This window comes from Actinomadura nitritigenes, from assembly GCF_017573545.1.
Taxonomy (GTDB): domain Bacteria; phylum Actinomycetota; class Actinomycetes; order Streptosporangiales; family Streptosporangiaceae; genus Spirillospora; species Spirillospora nitritigenes.
Genome location: NZ_JAGEOK010000008.1, coordinates 209351 through 226705, shown reverse-complemented (window position 1 = coordinate 226705; position 17355 = coordinate 209351). Strand labels below are relative to the sequence as shown.

Below are 17355 nucleotides of genomic sequence, written 5' to 3'. Positions count from 1 at the left end.
GGCGATAGCCGCGGCGGAGGTCACCGCGCCCCGGAGACCACCGGTTCCGGGGCGTTCTCCATCCCGACCCGCTCGATCGGCACGTTCGCCGTCTCCTTGATCATCATGATCGGGACCAGCGCCACCGCCGCCGCGAGCATGATGTAGTACGCCGGGACGTAGTTGCTGCCCGTCACGTCGATCAGCGACCCGACGAGCACCGCGGCCGTGCCGCCGAACAGCGACGTCGAGATGTTGTAGCCGATCGCGAACGCCCCGTACCGCACCTTCGTCGGGAACATCGCCGGGAACGTCGCGCCGATCACGGCGAGCATCAGCACCAGCAGCCCGCCGATGATCGCGTACCCGAGCACGATGCCGAACCAGTTGTTGGTCTGCATCAGCGCGAACGCCGGCCAGCTCAGCAGGAGGAACCCGGCCGCCGCCATCAGCAGCACCGGCTTGCGGCCGATCCGGTCCGACAGGTGGCCGGTCGGCAGGATCACCGCCATCATCGCGGCCTCCACCCCGATCGTGACCAGCTGCGACTTCACGCTGCCCATGTGCAGGAAGTCCACCAGGTACGACGGCATGAAGGTGAGCAGCGTGTAGTCCGCGACGTTCAGCAGGAAGACGATCCCGATCAGCATCAGGACGACCTTCCAGTAGTGCGCGAGGGTCTCCTTCAGCGGCGAGCGCGCCTTCTTGCCGGCCTCCTCCATCCGCTGGAAGGTCGGGGTGTCCTCGATCCGGGTCCGCACGTAGAGCCCGACGATCCCGAGCGGCAGCGCGAGCAGGAACGGGAGCCGCCAGCCCCAGGCGTGCATCGCCGCGTCGCCGAGCGCCACGTTCACCAGCAGGACGAGCCCGGCGCCCAGGATGTATCCGGTCAGCGTGCCGAACTCCAGGAAGCTGCCGAAATAACCGCGCCGGCTCGTCGGCGCGTACTCGGCGATCATCGTGGCGGCCCCGCCGTACTCGCCGCCCGTGGAGAACCCCTGCGTGAGGCGCACCGCCAGCAGCAGCAGCGGCGCCGCGATCCCGATCGCGCCGTACCCGGGCAGGATGCCGATCAGGAAGGTGGAGCCCGACATCAGGATGATCGTGGTGGCGAGCACCCGCTTGCGGCCGAGCTTGTCGCCCATCGGGCCGAAGAACAGCCCGCCGAACGGGCGGGCCAGGAACGCCGCGGCGATCAGCGCGAACGAGCGCAGCGTCGCGCTGCCGGCGACGTGCTCGGGGAAGAACACGGTGCCGATGATGGAGGTCATAACCCCGGCGCTGAACACGCCGAAGTCGAACCACTCGATGCAGTTGCCCATCGCGGAGGCGATGACGGCCTTGTGCACCGCTCCGAGGTCCACGCCCTCCGTCGCGGCGTGGCCGCCCCCGTCGGCCGCCGCCGCTCCCAGCGCGTCCGCGGGTTCCGGACCGGACTCTGCGTTCATCCGCACCTCCCGGCAGTCCTCTGCCCGGAGATCGGCGGAGTTAACGCACGGTCATGGCGGTCCGGCGACTCGGCGGAGGCGGCCCGCTCACGCCTTCCGGACGTTCCTGGCGGTGCCCTCTTCGTCCTCTTCGTCCCCGGTGGCGGCTCCGCCCGCGTCCCCCGCGCCCGCGTTCACCGCGCCGGCGTCCTCCGCACCCGGCTCCTCCGCACCCGACTCCTCCGTGCCGGCGTCGACCGGGGGGACTTCGGCCGTCGCCTCGGCGGCGCTCCCGACGCCGTCGCCGAGGGTGTCGCCCGGGTCGCCGCCGAGCAGCTCGTCGGTCAGCTCGGGGAGCGCCGCGGTGCGGGACGGGTCGTCCTCCACGAGGTCCTCGTCGTCCTCCGGGATGGCCACCAGCGCCTGCGTCTCCTGCGCGCCCCGGGTGATCACGCCGCTGGAGAGGATCGTGTTGCGGTGCCGCAGCGCGCCGTTCTCGCGGAGCAGGTCGTCGACCTCCGCGCGGGCGCGCGCGATCCGCCGGCTCAGCCGCACGTGCACGAGGAACCCGCCGACGGCGAGCCCGACGACGAAGCCGGCGACGGGGAGCCCGACCAGCGGCGGCGCGAGCGTGGCGGCCAGGGCCACGACGATCAGCGCGACGACCACCGCAAGTGCGCCAAAGTGCTGCTCCATCCAGTCCAGGACGGCGTTGACGCGCTTGGGAATCCTCACTCGGCTTCTCCTCCACTCGGCTCGGGACGGACCGCTGCGCCCGGGGACGGGGGCATCTGAGGGCAACGATCGGCCGGCGCCGCCGTGTTCCAGCGGTCCGCGCCATCGGTCCCGGAGGTGCGGTCCCGAAGGCGCGGCGGCGGCCTTCGGCGGCTCGGGCCTCCGGCCGGTTCGGCGCCCGTCCGGAGTGCCGGGGTGCATCGCGCGAGCGCGCCGTCCGAACGGGAGGCGGTGCCGGAGGCGAGCCTCCCGAGAGGCTCGCGGAGCGGGTGCGCCCCCACCCGATCACGGTCAGGGCCGAGCCGCCGGGCAGGGTCCCGGGACGTGATCGCGATGAACGAAGCCTAACAGCATGTGACGACGGAGCCGTAACGGCGCCCGTTCGTCACGCGGCGTGACCGGTTCCGGGCCGCGGCCCGCACACCGATGCGACCTGCGCCGCAGCGGCGCCGTCCGGGATGCGAGCACGGCCCCGCGCCGAATATCGTCAATGAATATGAGCGAACACTTTGACGTCGTGGTCCTGGGCGCGGGCCCGGGTGGATATGTCGCCGCGATCCGGTCGGCGCAGCTCGGGCTGAAGACGGCGATCATCGAGGAGAAGTACTGGGGCGGCGTGTGCCTCAACGTCGGCTGCATCCCCTCGAAGGCGCTGCTGCGCAACGCCGAGCTGGCGCACATCTTCACCCAGGAGCAGAAGACCTACGGGATCAACGTCGAGGGCACCGTCGCCTTCGACTACGGCGTCGCCTTCCAGCGCAGCCGCCAGGTATCGGACAAGCTCGTCAAGGGCGTCCAGTTCCTGATGAAGAAGAACAAGATCACCTCCTATGACGGGCGCGGGACGTTCACCGACCCGAACACCCTGCAGGTCGCCAAGGCCGACGGCTCGACCGAGACCGTGACCTTCGACAACTGCATCATCGCGGCGGGCGCGCACACCAAGCTGCTGCCCGGGACGTCGCTGTCGGAGCGGGTCGTCACCTACGAGGAGCAGATCCTCAGCTCCGAGCTGCCGGGGAGCATCGTCATCGCCGGCGCGGGCGCCATCGGCGTCGAGTTCGCCTACGTCCTGCACAACTACGGCGTCAAGGTCACGATCGTCGAGTTCCTCGACCGGATGGTCCCGAACGAGGACGCCGACGTGTCCAAGGAGCTGGCCAAGCGGTACCGCAAGCTCGGCATCGACGTGCTGACCTCCACCCGGGTCGACGGCATCGACGACTCCGGCGACAAGGTCAAGGTCACCGTCACCGGCAAGGACGGCGCCCAGCAGGTCATCGAGACCGACAAGGTGCTGCAGGCGATCGGCTTCCAGCCGAACGTGGACGGCTACGGTCTCGACAAGACCGGCGTGCAGCTCACCGAGCGCGGCGCGATCGACGTGGACGGCCGCTGCCGCACGTCCGTCCCGCACATCTACGCGATCGGCGACGTCACCGCCAAGCTGATGCTCGCGCACGCCGCCGAGGCCATGGGCGTCGTCGCCGCCGAGACCATCGCGGACGCCGAGACGATGGAGCTCGACTACGTGATGATCCCGCGCGCCACCTACTGCCAGCCGCAGGTCGCCTCGTTCGGCTGGACGGAGGCGCAGGCGCGGGAGCAGGGCTTCGACGTCAAGGTCGCCAAGTTCCCCTTCAGCGCCAACGGCAAGGCGCTCGGCCTCGGCGAGGGCGACGGCTTCGTCAAGCTGGTCAGCGACGCCAAGTACGGCGAGATCCTCGGCGCCCACATGGTCGGCCCGGAGGTGACGGAACTGCTGCCCGAGCTGACCCTCGCGCAGAAGTGGGACCTCACCGCCTACGAGGTCGCCCGCAACGTGCACGCGCACCCGTCGCTGGGCGAGGCCATCCAGGAGGCCGTCCACGGCCTCGCCGGCCACATGATCAACCTCTGATCCGCTCCGGCGTGCCCGCCCGCCGCGGACGGGCACGCCGCGCCGCGTCCCGCCGCCCGGTCACCGCAGCACGGACCGGGCGAGCCGGGCGCTCCCCTCCCTGACGCGCTCCTCGCCCAGTTGCGGCAGGAGCGCCGCCACGTGCTCGGCGGACAGCGCCGCGAGCACGGCGTGCGCGGCGTACTCGGGGTCCGGCGCGCCGTGCGCGAGGACCGCGATGTGGCGGTGCCAGAACCGGTACGCGCCGATCCGGTATCGCGCGCCCGGTGACGCGGTCTCCGACATCCGCACGAGAGCCAGGTGCTCCAGCAGGTAGTCGAGGTACGCCCCGGTGAACGCGACCAGGCGCTCCTCCTCCCCCGCCCCCGGCCCGAGCGGCGGCGGCCCGTGCAGGATCGCCTCCTGCAGCACGCGTTCCCGCGCGTCCAGGAGCGCGGCGGCCAGCCCCGCCTTGTCGCCGAAGCGCCGGAACAGCGTCCCCTTGCCGACGCCGGCCTCCGCCGCCACCTGGTCCATCGACACCGCCTCCACGCCCCGCTCGGCGAACAGCCGGCCGGCCGCCTCCAGCACGGCGGCGCGGTTGCGCGCGGCGTCCGCGCGCTCCTTGGGCGGCGGGGTGCGAAGCAGTTCCAGGGGCGTCGCAGAATCGGACTGCGGGCCGGTGTCGTCGCGAGCCATAACCGGACTATAGTCCGTCTCACCCGGAGGCGTCGCCATGACCGCCCCCCTCTGTCGTCACGAGCGCGTCACCTAGAGTGATGACCATGGGGGGAACCGAAGAGGACCGGCTGATCGAGACCGCGACGCGGATCTTCGCGGAACTCGGGTACGACGGGACGTCGCTGCAGCTGATCGCCGACGCGGCGGGCGTCGACCTCGACGCCGTCCACCGCGTGGCCGCGACCAAGGCCGACCTGTACCGCGCCGTGATGCGCGACGCCGACGAGGCCGAGGAGAGGGCGCTGCGCGAGGCGCTGGCCGGCTTCACCGCCGACCGGCGCGGCATCTTGCTGCTCGCGGACGCCTACCTGGACTTCTACGTCTCCCACCCGCAGGTCCTGGCGCTCTGGCAGCACCGGTGGATGGGCGACGCCGCCGACCTGCCCGACCTCGAGGAGATCTACACCCAGCCCCTGTCCCGCGACATCGCCGACACGGTGCGCGGCCTCGTCCCGCCCGACGTCGACCCGGACTACCTCATCTGGAGCGTGGTCTGGTGCGTCTACGGCTTCCTCACGGGCGGCGTCGTCCGCACCGGTCAGGACGAGCGGCCCCTCCGTCACACGCCGAGCAGCGCCCCCCGCCCCCATGACGACGTGGAGGGGTTCCGGGCCTTCCTGCACACCATGCTCGACCACATGGTCACCCCGCTCCCCCGGCCGCCGTCCTGACGCCGTCGCCCCCCGCCGGGCCCCCGCCGGGCCGCCGCCAAGGCGCCGCCGAGGCCCCGCCGAGGCGCCGCAACGAATCGCCGTCCACAGGCAGGAACACGCAACGAATCCGCAGGTCAGCGCAAGGACGGCGGATTGGAATGCGGCGCGTTCGTTTCTAGGCTTTCGCTCAGTCGAGTCGTTTTGGCAGCCTCAGGAGACGAGCATGACCGTGATGCCGGCAACGGAGCCGAGCACCCCGCAGCGGACCGCGCTGCGGCGGCACTACCTGATGTGCCGGCCCGAGCACTTCGCCGTGACCTACGCCATCAACCCGTGGATGGACCCGGCCGCCGGCGCGGACGCGGGGCGGGCCGTCGAGCAGTGGGAGGCGCTGCGCGCCGCCTACGTGTCGCTCGGCCACGAGGTCAGCCTCATCGACCCGATCGAGGGCCTCCCGGACATGGTCTTCGCCGCGAACGGCGCCCTCGTCGTCGGCGGGCGGGCCTACGGCGCGAGGTTCACCTTCCCCGAGCGGGCCGCCGAGGGCCCCGCCTACGCCGACTGGCTCCGCAAGAACGGCTTCCCGGACGTCCTCCTGCCGGAGCACACCAACGAGGGCGAGGGCGACTTCCTCACCCTGGACCACGTCATCCTCGCCGGGACGGGCTTCCGCACCGACATCGCCGCCCACCAGGAGGCGCAGGAGTTCCTCGGCCGCCCGGTGGTGACGCTGCGGCTGATCGACCCGCGCTTCTACCACCTGGACACCGCGCTGTTCCCGCTCGGCGGCGGGAACGTCGCCTACTTCCCGGGCGCCTTCTCGCCCGGCAGCCGCGCGGTGCTCGAACGGCTCTTCCCCGAAGCCGTCATCGCGGACGAGGCGGACGCGGCCGTCCTCGGCCTCAACGCGGTGTGCGACGGCCGCAACGTCGTCGTCAACGCCGAGGCCACCGGCCTGATCGGGACGCTGCGCGAGCACGGCTACGAGCCCGTGCCGGTGGATCTGTCGGAGCTCCGCAAGGCCGGCGGCGGCCCCAAGTGCTGCACGCTGGAGCTGCGTCCCTGATCGCCCGCCCGGCGGCGGCCCCCGCCGCCGGGCCCCGCCCTGTCCCGCGTGCGAGCCGGCGGCCGGTCAGGAGGCGTCCCCCTCCATCTGGCTGAAGTCGACGTCCCAGAGGACGACGTCGGCTCCGGCGAGTGCGGCGAGCTCCTCGATGCCCTCGGGGGCGCGCACCTGGACGGCCACCCAGGGCTGGTCCTCGCCGCAGCCGGCGACGAGGAGTTCGAGGGAGGAGTACATGGGCAGGACGCTGCGGCCGTCCTCGAACCGGCTCAGCGCGAATTCGGCCACGCCGTCGCCCTGCTGGAAGCGGCGGGAGGGGACGTAGACGACCTGTGTCCAGGCGGCCGTGCCGCCGTCCTGCCCGTCCGCCACCCGGTGCCCCTCGTGCAGTTGTCGGTTGAAAGCAGATCAACTCTACACATCGCCGTCCACCGAGCGTCAATACATATCTGACCGCGTTGATGACACATTACGGCCAGCCGGGGAATGGCTTTTCCGGCGCCTTTACCGGTTCTCGGAGAGGGCGAGGTGGCAGCGGGTGAGGTGGCGTGTCCGCAGCACGCCGGCGACGCCGATCGTCCAGATGAGGACCTGGACGGTCCAGGCGGCGCGGAAGGCGGACGGGGTGAAGTCCTTGCCGGGCGACAGGGCGTCCAGCACGAACCCGATCAGCAGGATGGTGACGAGGGCGGCGACGAAGCCGCCGACGTTGACGATGCCGGTGGCGGTGCCCTGCCGGGCGGGCGGGTTGAAGGTGCGCGCGTAGTCGAAGCCGATCATGGCGCCGGGCCCGCCGAGCGCGACGCAGACCACCAGCAGGACCAGCAGCCAGGTCGGCGCCGGCGGCGGCCAGGCGAGGACGGCGGCCCAGGCGGCGGCGTTGATCCCGACGATGCCGAGGACGAGCCGGGAGCGGCGCAGCGGGTAGCGGGCGACGAGCCGCCCGACGAACGGCCCGGAGACCACGTTGGCCAGCACGAACAGGGTGAGCAGGGTCGACGCGGCGGAGGGGCGCATCCCCTGGCCCGACACCAGGTACGGGAAGCCCCACATGAGCGCGAAGGTGTTGGACGAGAACTGGGTGACGAAGTGCGTCCAGAGGCCGAGGCGGGTGCCGGGGTGCCGGAAGGCGGCGCGGAGGTCGCGGCCGACCTGGCGCAGCGGCGGGGACGCGGTGCGGACGGCGCCGGGCGCCGAGTCGCGCAGGACGGCGACGGACAGCACGCCGACGAGGACGCCGAGGGCGGCGGCGGAGCCGAACGCGGCCGTCCAGCCGGGGCCGTGCAGCAGCGCGACGAGCGGGACGGCGCTGAGCACCTGGCCGAGCTGACCGAGCAGGCCGGTGAGCTGGGTGACGACGGGCGCCTGCCGGCCGGGGAACCAGGTCGCGACGATGGACAGCACGCTGATGAAGGTCATCGCGTCGCCCGCGCCGACCATGACGCGGGCGGCGACGGCGGTGCCGACGGAGGTGGAGACGGCCATCAGGGCCTGCCCGGCGGCCATCAGCAGCGCGCCGCCGGCGATCATCCAGCGGGGGCCGACGCGGTCCAGCAGCAGCCCGACGGGGATCTGGAGGCCCGCGTAGACCAGGAGCTGGAGGACGGTGAAGGAGGCGGTGAGCCGGCGGACGCGCCGAAGCGGTGGACCGCGTCGATGCCGGCGACGCCGAAGGACGTCCGGTGCAGGACCGCCACCACGTAGGCGAGGACGCCCACGCCCCACAGCGCCCAGGCGAGGGGCGGCGCGCTCCGCTTCTCCAGGGGTTCCAGGGGGTTTTCTACACGTTGAGCGGTCTGCACGTATCGCTACTTTAGGTCACGTTCTCTGGTGATCCGGACCCGGATCGGGTCGCGCGGGCGCCGCCCCCGATGGCCTACGGTCGGCGTGGTGACCCCTGACGAGGAACGGTGGCGGGCCGAGCGCGCGCTCCTGAACGCCGGCCGCGACCGCCTCGGTCGGCTCGCGAGCGACCTCTACCCCGGCGTCCCGCGCGTCGCGGGAACCCGGTTGATGTGCCGGGAGGGATGGATCCCGGACGCCCCGGTGCCGCTGGAGGACGTCCGGCTGGAATGGGATCCGGCGCCCGGCCCGCCCGCCGTCGCCGCGCCGTCCGACGGGCTCCCGGACGGGTACCGCACCTACGCCGGCGCCATGGCCGCGCTCGCGCCGCCGAGGATCTTCGACGACCGGCCGAGCTACCGCCTGCTCGACGCCGCCCCGCCCGTGCTGCGGTTCGGCCCCGGCCGGTACTTCGACGGCGTGAACGTCGGCGAGGCCGCTGCGCACGAGCTGGCCGCCGGCCGCGACGGCCTGCGCCGCCGCGTCGGCGACCCGTGCGACCTGCGCCGCCGGACGGCGCTGTGCGCGATCACGACGCTGACCGTCACGGTGTCCGGCGCGTACGTGCTGCACTGGCGGGACCCGGTGAAGGTCGCGCACGCCGGCGGCCTCCACCAGGTGATGCCGGTCGGCGTCTTCCAGCCGCTGGCGGACGAGCGCGACGACCTCGACCTGTGGCGCTGCATGGTCCGCGAATACGCCGAGGAACTGCTCGGAATGGACGAGGACTACGGCGACCGTTTCGTCCAGGAGGAATGGCCGTTCCACCGGGCGCTGACGCGGGCGCGGAAGGAGCGCCGCGTCCGCGCCCATTTCCTCGGCCTCGGCGTCGACCCGCTGACGTTCGCGCTCGACATCCTGACCGCCGTCGTGATGGACGACGCGGCGTTCGCGGACCTGTTCGGCGGGCTCGTCGCCGTCAACGACGAGGGCCGCGTGTCCATGGCGGACCTCGACGGGCCGGTCCCGGAGCCGATGCAGCCGGCCGGCGCGGCCGCGCTCGCGCTGGCGCGGCGGCACCGCGCCGCCCTCGGCATCGGCGCCTGAGCGTCAGCCCTCGCCGAGGGCCTGCCGGCTGAGCGCCCGCAGCTCGTCCAGCGCGTCGTCGAGATGGTCGATGAGCTCCGACGGGTCCGGCACCAGGTCGCGGCAGGCGACGATACCGACGTCCACCTTGCCGTCGTAGGAGAAGACCGTGATGTTCATGCCGCCGCTGACGTCCGTGACCACGGAGATCGGGTAGTAGCCGAGCACCCGCGCGCCGCACAGGTACAGCGGGAACTGCGGCCCCGGCACGTTCGACACCACGAGGTTCACCGGGCGCAGCGACACCGCCGACGCCGCCTGCAGCGAGAACCGGGTGACGGCCCCCGCGACCGGCGCGGGCAGGAGCCCGCTCATCTCCCGCACCCAGCCGCCCGACGACGCGGTGAACCGCCGCTTGACCAGGTCCATGTCGCGCCGGACGGCGGCGTACCGCTCGGCCGGGTCGGGGATGTGGGTGGCCAGCGGCGTACTCATGATCGACACCTGGTTGCCGCCGGGACCGCCCCCGCCCGCGAGCCGCAGCGACACCGGCACGCCCGCGACCAGCGGGCCGTCCGGCAGGTCGCCGCGCTTGTCCAGCCACTGCCGCAGCGCGGTCGCGCACAGCGCCATGACCACGTCGTTGACGCTGCCGCCGAGCCCCCGCCGGATCTCCTTGACGTCCGCGAGCGGCAGCTCGCCGCAGGCGACGGCGCGGCGGCGGCCCACCGGCCGGTTGAACGGGGTGGGCGGCGCGGCGACCCGCGGCACCGGGGGCGCCTCCGGACGCCCCAGCACGCCCTGCGCCAGCGACGACACGAACGCGACGCCGGGGACGGACGCGAGGCCGGGGATCTCGTCCAGGTACGGGGCGCTGCGCGCGAGCGACAGCGCCGACCGCACGGGATGCGCCGCCATCCGCAGCAGGCCCGTCCCGACCATGGCGGCCGGGCTCGGTGCGCGCGCGGGAGCGGCGTCGTCGGGCGGCAGCTCGCGGGGCTCGGGCGACAGGTCGAGCAGCGCGGCGAGCGTCTCGGCCGCCAGCACGCCGTCGATCGCGGCGTGGTGCACCTTCACGTACACGGCGACGCGGCCGCCGCGCAGCCCCTGGATCAGCGCGATCTCCCACAGCGGGCGGGACCGGTCGAGCGGCTGCTCGTGCAGCATCGCGACCGCGTCGGCGAGCTGCCGGTCGTCACCGGGCGCGGGCAGCCCGATCTCGACGATGTGCTTCTCCGGCGCGAAGTCCGGGTCGTCCTCCCAGTACGGGAAGTCCAGGCCGAGCGGCACCCGGACGAGCCGCCGCCGCAGCGGCGCCGCCAGGTGGGCGCGGTCGCGCACCAGGCCGGCCACCTGCGCGACGGTGAGCCGCCCGCCCGGGCACGACGCGGGATCGAGCACCCCGAGTCCCGCGATGTGGGCGTGCACGTTGCCCATCTCGGCGTTCAGGAATGTGGCGTCCACGCTGGTCAGCTGGGTCATCCGATCGCCCCGTCCGCTCGTCCGGCACTTGCCTGCCCTCCCAGGTTTCGGCGGCGGACGCGGAACGTCAACGCTCCACGGCGGGAAGTAACGCCGACTTAACGGGACGTTTCACCCGGTTCATCTGCCGATTAGGGCAACAGGAAACCTTTTCCCGATCGGCCGTCCCGGTGTGGCCAGGAAACGGCACAGGACTGATCAAGAAACGGTTCGGCCTCCTGCCCGGTGATCATCGCACTAGGCTGATGCGCCATGACGGCACGCCCCCTCACCGAGATCGTCGAAGCCGGCTGGGCGCAGGCCCTCGCCCCCGTCGCCGGGACGATCGCCGCCGCCGGCGACTGGCTGCGCGCCGAGGTCGCCGCCGGACGCCGCTACCTGCCCGCCGGGAACCTCATCCTGCGCGCCTTCAACCAGCCGTTCGACGACGTCCGGGTGCTGATCGTCGGCCAGGACCCCTACCCCACGCCCGGCCACCCCGTCGGCCTCAGCTTCTCCGTCGCCCCCGACGTCCGGCCGCTGCCCGCGAGCCTCGTCAACATCTTCCGCGAGTACTGCGACGACCTCGGCCACCCCGAGCCGTCCAACGGCGACCTCACGCCCTGGGCCGAGCGCGGCGTCCTGCTGCTGAACAGGGCCCTCACCGTCATGCCGCGCAAGCCCGGCTCGCATCGCGACAAGGGCTGGGAGCAGGTCACCGAGCAGGCCATCCGCGCCCTCGCCGCCCGCGACCGGCCGCTCGTCGCCATCCTGTGGGGCCGCGACGCCCGCAACCTCAAGCCGATGCTCGGCAACGTCCCCTGCATCGAGTCGCCGCACCCGAGCCCCTACTCCGCCAACAGCGGCTTCTTCGGCTCCCGTCCCTTCTCCCGCGCCAACCAGCTCCTCGAACAGCAGGGCACCCAGCCCATCGACTGGAAACTCCCGTAAGAGCCGGCTGAACACGCACCCGGAAGACCGGCCCCGGCCACCATCACGGGCAGGCACGCGGAGCGAGCGCCAGCGAGCGCAGCGGGCATGCCCGGCGGTCGGCAGGCTGTTTCACGCGGAGCTCCAGCGGAGCGTGAAACAGCCTGCCGACCGTGACGGGGGTTCCAGGGGGTCGACCCTGCGTCAAGACAGCCGGCGCAGGAGGGTGGCGAACTCGCCGGTGCCCTCGTGGGGCGCGTCGGGGGGCAGGGGGGTCAGGCGGCGCTCGCCGTGGCTCCAGTAGACGCCGGGGGCGCAGGGGTCGTCGGCGGCCGCGTGCATCTCGCGGACGACGTCGGCGAAGACGGGGAGCACCTCGCGGACGGCCGTGGACGTGATCGGGTACAGCAGCAGCGTGCTGTGGCACGGGACGCCGACCAGCGCGCCGTGCTCGTTCGGCACCGGGAGGAACTGGTCGACCTCGCTGAGCAGCGCCGACACGTACCGGCTGCCCGGTTTCGCGACCACCCGGACGTTGCGTCCGGGCAGGAGGGGCTGGTCGTGCACCGACACGTCCGACAGCTCGCGGTCATGGGTGTTCGTCATCACGTAGCCGAGCTTGTGCAGGCCCAGCAGGCCGGCCCGCGCCTTCGTCAGCGGGCCGCCGTAGCGCGGATGCTCGATCATCACCATCGCGTCGAAGTGGTCGCCGGCCGGGACGACGACGAGGCCCTCCCGGTCGCGCGGAGCGAGCTTCGGCACGATCCGCAGCCGCAGCAGCTCGCGGACGTCGCCGAACAGCTCCATCTCGCCGACGGCGAGGAACGCGCGGTCGCCGACCTCGCGGACCCACTCGTCCACCACCTGCGGCCACGACGAGCGCGGCTCGCGGGCGCAGCGCTCCAGCACCGTCCAGCTGGAGGCGCGCGCCTCGGACCGGCCGAGCGGCAGCACCACCTCGGACGTTCCGGAGTCGAACCAGGCGCTGGGCGCCAGCGCCGGGAGCACGTCGCGGATGAGCGCGTGCACGTCCGCCGCCGCGTCCAACGGTTCCATGCTCATCCCCCTTCACCATCGGCGGATCACGTGACACCCCCCACCTTCTCAGAGTTCCGGCCGCTTGTGGGATCCATCGCGATCCCGGCGCCGCACTCGCTGATCATGGCGTCGCTCAAGTACGGTGCTGACATGTCCGAACGCGTGTACCCGCCAGTGATCAAGACGGCTCTTGGCGTGTTCAAGGCCCTGAACATCAAGTTCCGTCTGGAGGGGACCGAACACATTCCCGCCACCGGCGGTGCCGTGCTCGTCAGCAACCACGTCAGCTACCTCGACTTCATCTTCGCGGGGCTGGCCGCGCACCCGGCCGGTCGGCTGGTGCGGTTCATGGCGAAGAAGGAGATCTTCGACAACCGGATCGGCGGGCCGCTGATGCGCGGGATGAAGCACATCCCGGTCGACCGGGAGGCGGGCGCCTCCTCGTACGCGGCGGCGCTGAAGGCGCTGCGCGGCGGCGAGATCGTCGGGGTGTTCGCGGAGGCGACGATCAGCCGGTCGTTCACCGTGAAGGAGATCAAGAGCGGCGCGGTGCGGATGGCGGTGGCGTCCAAGACCCCGCTGATCCCGGTCGCGCTCTGGGGCCCGCAGCGGCTGTGGACGAAGGGCCGCAAGCGGCGGCTGCTGCAGCGCAACGTGCCGGTGACGATCCTCGTCGGCGAGCCCCTGTACCCCAAGCGCGGCGACGACTACGACCAGGTCACCGAGGATCTGCGGGCCCGCATGTCCGAGCTGCTGGAGAAGGCGCAGCGCGAGTACCCCGACGTCCCGAAGGCGGGCGAGAAGTGGTGGCAGCCCGCCTACCTCGGCGGCACGGCGCCGACGCCGGAGGAGGCCGAGAAGCTCGACTTCCAGGAGGCGGAGGCCCGCCGGGCCGCCCGGCAGGAGCGCGAGGGCGGCGCCGCCTGAGCCGCGCCGGTGTCCCTAATTCGGTGGACGCGCCCGCCCGCGACGCCTGATGATCAGTGACATGACCATGTCGCGGGAGAGCGCGCAGGACGTCCTGCATCTCGTCGGACCCGGGGAGAACGCGAGCGATCCCGGGCCCGACGCGACGCTGCCCGTGGTCTTCAACCTCAGCGACAACAACTCCCCCGCCGACGTGATGGACGTGCTGTCGCTGCGCCCGTTCGCGTCCGGCGAGCAGCCCTGGTCGCGGTCGACGCGGCTGGACCACGTCCGCCCGGAGGCGCCGCTGCGCCCGGACGGGGCGCGGCTCGTGCGGGTGGCCCGCGAGAAGGGCAAGGAGTCGGTGCTGGCCGAGGGCGACGGCTGGACGCTGCTGACGAACCGGTGGAAGAACGGCAGCGCGTACCTCGCGGTGTCGGCGGTGTCGGACGCGCTGGCCAAGTCGGTCCTGGACGCGTCGGTGAAGGACGCGACGGACCCGCCGAAGACCGACGAGACCAGCGTCGAGATGGGCTTCTGGCACATGGGGATGCACGGGCCGTCCCGCGACGAGCGGGCGATCTCCGCCGACGCGTGGGAGGACATCCGCGGCAACTACACCGGTGCGGTCGCCGGCGCGCTCGACCGGGTGATGAAGCTGACGCGCGACGAGGTGGCGGGCCGGCTCCTGCTGCTGCACGGCCCGCCCGGCACCGGCAAGACGACCGCGCTGCGCGCGCTCGCGCGGGCGTGGGGCAAGTGGTGCCAGGCGGACTGCGTGCTCGACCCGGAGGCGCTGTTCGGCACGCCGAGCTACCTCATGGAGGTGGCGGTGGGCGACGACGAGGACGAGAACCGCCGCTGGCGGCTGCTCATCCTGGAGGACTGCGACGAGCTGATCCGCGGCGAGGCGAAGCAGTCGACGGGCCAGGGCCTGTCGCGGCTGCTGAACCTCACCGACGGGATGCTCGGGCAGGGCCGGGACGTGCTGGTGGCGATCACCACCAACGAGGACCTGGCGATGCTTCATCCGGCGGTGGTGCGGCCGGGTCGCTGCCTCGCGCAGATCGAGGTGGGCCGGCTGTCCCGCGAGGAGTCGGTGGCGTGGCTGGACGGCTCGGACGCCGCGTCCGAGATCGGCCCGGACGGTGCCACCCTCGCCGAGCTGGCCGCGCTCCGCAAGGGCGAGCACCGTCCCGAGACCCACGCCGCCCCCTCCACCGCGACGGGCTTCTACCTGTAGCCCTCCGTCCGGTCAGGTGGCCTTGGCGAGGGCCTGCTCGATGTCGTCCCAGAGGTCGTCGGGGTCTTCGAGGCCGACGGCCAGGCGGACGGTGCCCTCGCCGATGCCGGCGGCGGCGAGGGACGCGGCGTCCATCTGGCGGTGCGACGTGCTCGCGGGGTGCATGACGAGCGTGCCGGTGTCGCCGAGCGACGGGCTGAGCGACACCAGCCGCACCGACTCGCTGAACACCCGTCCGGCCTCGCGCCCCCCGGCCAGCTCGAACGACAGGACGCCGCCGGCGCCGTCCGGCAGCAGCCGACGCGCGATCTCGTGCTGCGGGTGGTCGATGAGCCCCGGGTAGTGGACGCGGTCGACGGACGCGTGCCCGGCGAGGCGGCGGGCGAGGTCGAGGGCGTTCGCGCTGTGCCGGGCGACGCGCATCGGCGCGGTCGCGAGCCCGCGCAGGGTCAGCCAGGCGGCGAACGGGTCGGCGGTGGAGCCGAGCTCGACGGCGTGGTCCCAGACGCGGCGGTGCAGGTCCGGGTCGGCGAACACGGCGGCGCCGCCCATGACGTCGCCGTGCCCGCTGAGGAACTTGGTGACGGAGTGGACGACGATGTCCGCGCCATGCTCCAGCGGCCTGCACAGCAGCGGCGCGAACGTGTTGTCCACCACGGTGAGCACGCCCGTCCCCCGGACGGCTTCGGTGAACGCGGGGATGTCTGTGACGTGGGTGGTCGGGTTCGCGACCGTCTCCAGGTAGAGCAGGCGCGTGTTCGGGCGCAGCGCGGCCCGGACCTCGCCGGGGTCGTCGCCGGGGATGTGGGTCAGCTCGACGCCCCACCGTTCGGCGAGGTCGTGCAGCAGCGCGTACGTGCCGCCGTACAGCGACGACTGCGCGATGACGTGGTCGCCGGACTTCAGCAGCGCCATCAGGACCCCGTTGACCGCGCCCATCCCGGCGGCGGTGGCGAGGGCCCCGGCGCCGCCCTCGATCTCGGCGAGGGCCTCTTCCAGGGAGCGGACGGTCGGGTTGCTCATCCGCCCGTACAGGAACGCCTGCCCCGGGCCGTGGAAGGCGGCGGCGAGGTCGTCGGCGGCGTCGAAGGCGAACAGGTGGCCCTGGTAGATCGGCTGGCCGAGCGGGCGGCTGCCGGACGGCGTGATCACGGGCGGGTGGACGGCTCGGGTCTGCGGATGGTGTCCGGTCATGTTCCCAGCCTGCGGTGCGGCGGCGGCGAGCGGCAGAGCCAATCGCGGGCAGTGGCCTGGAGCCGTCCCCGGGGCGCGGGATCCGATCGGGTTCGGAGCCGGTCCGCGCGGCGGAGGCTCCGGCCAGTGGCCCGGACCACGCCCCCGGCTTCCGCTCCGCGGCGCCGGACCACCGGCCCGGCCGGGGCCGCCGCCGTCCCGCCGCCCGGCACGGTTCCCGTCCGCCTGCTCACCCACCCCGCGAGGGCGAGCCGGCGGCCGGGGCGTCCCGGGCGGGCGACGGTCGGCGTCCCGCGGCCGGAGACCCGAGCATGTCCCGAGGGGGACGGTCCGCGCCATCCGGGAGATCACGGCCATATGGACGGATATTTCGGTGTTCGTCCCGTACGGACTACGGGGTCGCGTGCGCGAACAGGTGCCGGTACACCCGGCGCAGGCCGAGGAGATCACTGACCGGCTCGTCGAACGTCAGCCGCAGGTCGAACGTCCCGCCCGCGTCCGGCGACGGGGCGGAGCAGCGCAGCCACATCCCGTACCGGTCCAGCCCGAGCGGCCGGACCTCCGGCAGCCCCTCCGGAGCGCCGGACGGCGACGCCGACATCGGCAGCAGACCCTTCAGCTCGTCGCGGTGGCAGGAGTCCAGGTGCGCCAGGATGCCCGCGCCGATCGCCACGAACGGGTCCGGCGCGGCGGCCGCGTACTCCTCGGGTTCGAGGGTCGCGCCGCCCCAGGCGTCCTCGATCTCGACCTGCGCGACGTCCATCGTGAGCACCGTCCACTCCCCGTCGCGCGGCGGCTCCTCCGCGGCCAGGTCGAGCAGTTCGGGACGCGGGTGCGGGCGCGACAGCCGCAGCGCGGCGGCCCGCAGCCCGGCCGGCGGCAGCTCCGTCAGCCATCCGTGCAGCCACGCCCGGCCGCGCACCCGGTCGGCGAGCGGCACCGGCGCGACGTCGCAGATCCGCAGGGTGGCGGGCAGGTCCTCCTCCCCGTCCAGCGCCTTGACCAGCGCCGAGTCCTTCGGCAGGAGCAGCAGCGGCCGCCCGTCGAGGTCCGTCGCGTACGCGGGGACGGGCGTGTGCGGGACGCCCTGCGCCGCGAGGACGCCGTCCCCCATGCCGTAGGCGAGCGTCCGCGCCCGTTCCGCCGCCGCGGGCCCGCCCACCCGCGTCCCCGCCGTCTCCGCTCGCCCCACCGTGACCTCCTTGACGTACCAGGTTAGGCTTGCCTAACTAAGGCTT

16 protein-coding genes are annotated in these 17355 nt (G+C 73.0%); 7 read left to right on the top strand and 9 right to left on the bottom strand.

What is annotated here, in order from left to right; genetic code table 11:
- Positions 1-20: 20 nt before the first annotated feature.
- Together J4557_RS14530 and J4557_RS14525 are read right to left on the bottom strand one after the other, a co-directional pair.
- Positions 21-1427: an MFS transporter gene (locus J4557_RS14530; RefSeq protein ID WP_208267034.1), complete on the bottom strand. Its 1407-nt coding sequence runs from the start codon at positions 1425-1427 to the stop codon at positions 21-23.
- Positions 1428-1514: 87 nt separating this feature from the next.
- A complete protein-coding gene (locus J4557_RS14525) occupies positions 1515-2141 on the bottom strand; it encodes a hypothetical protein (RefSeq protein ID WP_208267033.1) in 627 nt (208 codons plus the stop codon).
- Positions 2142-2637: 496 nt separating this feature from the next.
- Between J4557_RS14525 and lpdA the strand changes: the two genes are divergently transcribed.
- Entirely contained in the window at positions 2638-4041 is a 1404-nt protein-coding gene (gene lpdA, locus J4557_RS14520; protein WP_208267032.1) for a dihydrolipoyl dehydrogenase, read from the top strand.
- 60 nt (positions 4042-4101) lie between these two features.
- Here lpdA and J4557_RS14515 read toward each other — a convergent pair whose 3' ends face one another.
- Positions 4102-4719, bottom strand: coding sequence for a TetR/AcrR family transcriptional regulator (locus J4557_RS14515; RefSeq protein ID WP_208267031.1), 618 nt, complete (start codon positions 4717-4719; stop codon positions 4102-4104).
- A gap of 86 nt (positions 4720-4805) precedes the next feature.
- Between J4557_RS14515 and J4557_RS14510 the strand changes: the two genes are divergently transcribed.
- Positions 4806-5432: a TetR/AcrR family transcriptional regulator gene (locus J4557_RS14510; RefSeq protein ID WP_208267030.1), complete on the top strand. Its 627-nt coding sequence runs from the start codon at positions 4806-4808 to the stop codon at positions 5430-5432.
- Between the two features lie 205 nt (positions 5433-5637).
- Positions 5638-6480, top strand: a complete 843-nt coding sequence (gene ddaH, locus J4557_RS14505) for a dimethylargininase (RefSeq protein WP_208267029.1) — start codon at positions 5638-5640, stop codon at positions 6478-6480.
- 66 nt (positions 6481-6546) lie between these two features.
- Here the strand turns inward: ddaH and J4557_RS14500 are convergent, their stop codons facing one another.
- Entirely contained in the window at positions 6547-6849 is a 303-nt protein-coding gene (locus J4557_RS14500) for an SAV_915 family protein (protein ID WP_208267028.1), read from the bottom strand.
- A gap of 132 nt (positions 6850-6981) precedes the next feature.
- Entirely contained in the window at positions 6982-8202 is a 1221-nt protein-coding gene (locus tag J4557_RS14495; RefSeq protein ID WP_307799782.1) for an MFS transporter, read from the bottom strand.
- A gap of 165 nt (positions 8203-8367) precedes the next feature.
- Here J4557_RS14495 and J4557_RS14490 point away from each other — a divergent pair, with 165 nt between their 5' ends.
- A complete protein-coding gene (locus J4557_RS14490) occupies positions 8368-9366 on the top strand; it encodes a hypothetical protein (protein ID WP_208267027.1) in 999 nt (332 codons plus the stop codon).
- 3 nt (positions 9367-9369) lie between these two features.
- Here J4557_RS14490 and J4557_RS14485 read toward each other — a convergent pair whose 3' ends face one another.
- On the bottom strand, positions 9370-10827 hold the full coding sequence (locus tag J4557_RS14485) for a WS/DGAT/MGAT family O-acyltransferase (RefSeq protein WP_208267026.1): 1458 nt from the start codon (positions 10825-10827) through the stop codon (positions 9370-9372).
- Positions 10828-11079: 252 nt separating this feature from the next.
- Between J4557_RS14485 and J4557_RS14480 the strand changes: the two genes are divergently transcribed.
- Positions 11080-11757: a uracil-DNA glycosylase gene (locus J4557_RS14480; RefSeq protein WP_208267025.1), complete on the top strand. Its 678-nt coding sequence runs from the start codon at positions 11080-11082 to the stop codon at positions 11755-11757.
- A 183-nt stretch (positions 11758-11940) separates the two neighbouring features.
- Here the strand turns inward: J4557_RS14480 and J4557_RS14475 are convergent, their stop codons facing one another.
- On the bottom strand, positions 11941-12792 hold the full coding sequence (locus J4557_RS14475; protein WP_243775730.1) for a hypothetical protein: 852 nt from the start codon (positions 12790-12792) through the stop codon (positions 11941-11943).
- A 132-nt stretch (positions 12793-12924) separates the two neighbouring features.
- Here J4557_RS14475 and J4557_RS14470 point away from each other — a divergent pair, with 132 nt between their 5' ends.
- Complete coding sequence (locus tag J4557_RS14470) at positions 12925-13701, top strand: lysophospholipid acyltransferase family protein (RefSeq protein WP_208267023.1); 777 nt, start codon at positions 12925-12927, stop codon at positions 13699-13701.
- Positions 13702-13762: 61 nt separating this feature from the next.
- Positions 13763-14923: a DUF5925 domain-containing protein gene (locus tag J4557_RS14465; RefSeq protein ID WP_243775729.1), complete on the top strand. Its 1161-nt coding sequence runs from the start codon at positions 13763-13765 to the stop codon at positions 14921-14923.
- Positions 14924-14935: 12 nt separating this feature from the next.
- Here the strand turns inward: J4557_RS14465 and J4557_RS14460 are convergent, their stop codons facing one another.
- Together J4557_RS14460 and J4557_RS51655 are read right to left on the bottom strand one after the other, a co-directional pair.
- The gene (locus J4557_RS14460) at positions 14936-16117 is read right to left on the bottom strand and encodes a trans-sulfuration enzyme family protein (protein WP_208267022.1); all 1182 of its coding nucleotides are present in this window, start codon (positions 16115-16117) and stop codon (positions 14936-14938) included.
- 391 nt (positions 16118-16508) lie between these two features.
- On the bottom strand, positions 16509-17309 hold the full coding sequence (locus J4557_RS51655; RefSeq protein ID WP_307799781.1) for a DUF2470 domain-containing protein: 801 nt from the start codon (positions 17307-17309) through the stop codon (positions 16509-16511).
- Between the last annotated feature and the right edge of the window lie 46 nt (positions 17310-17355).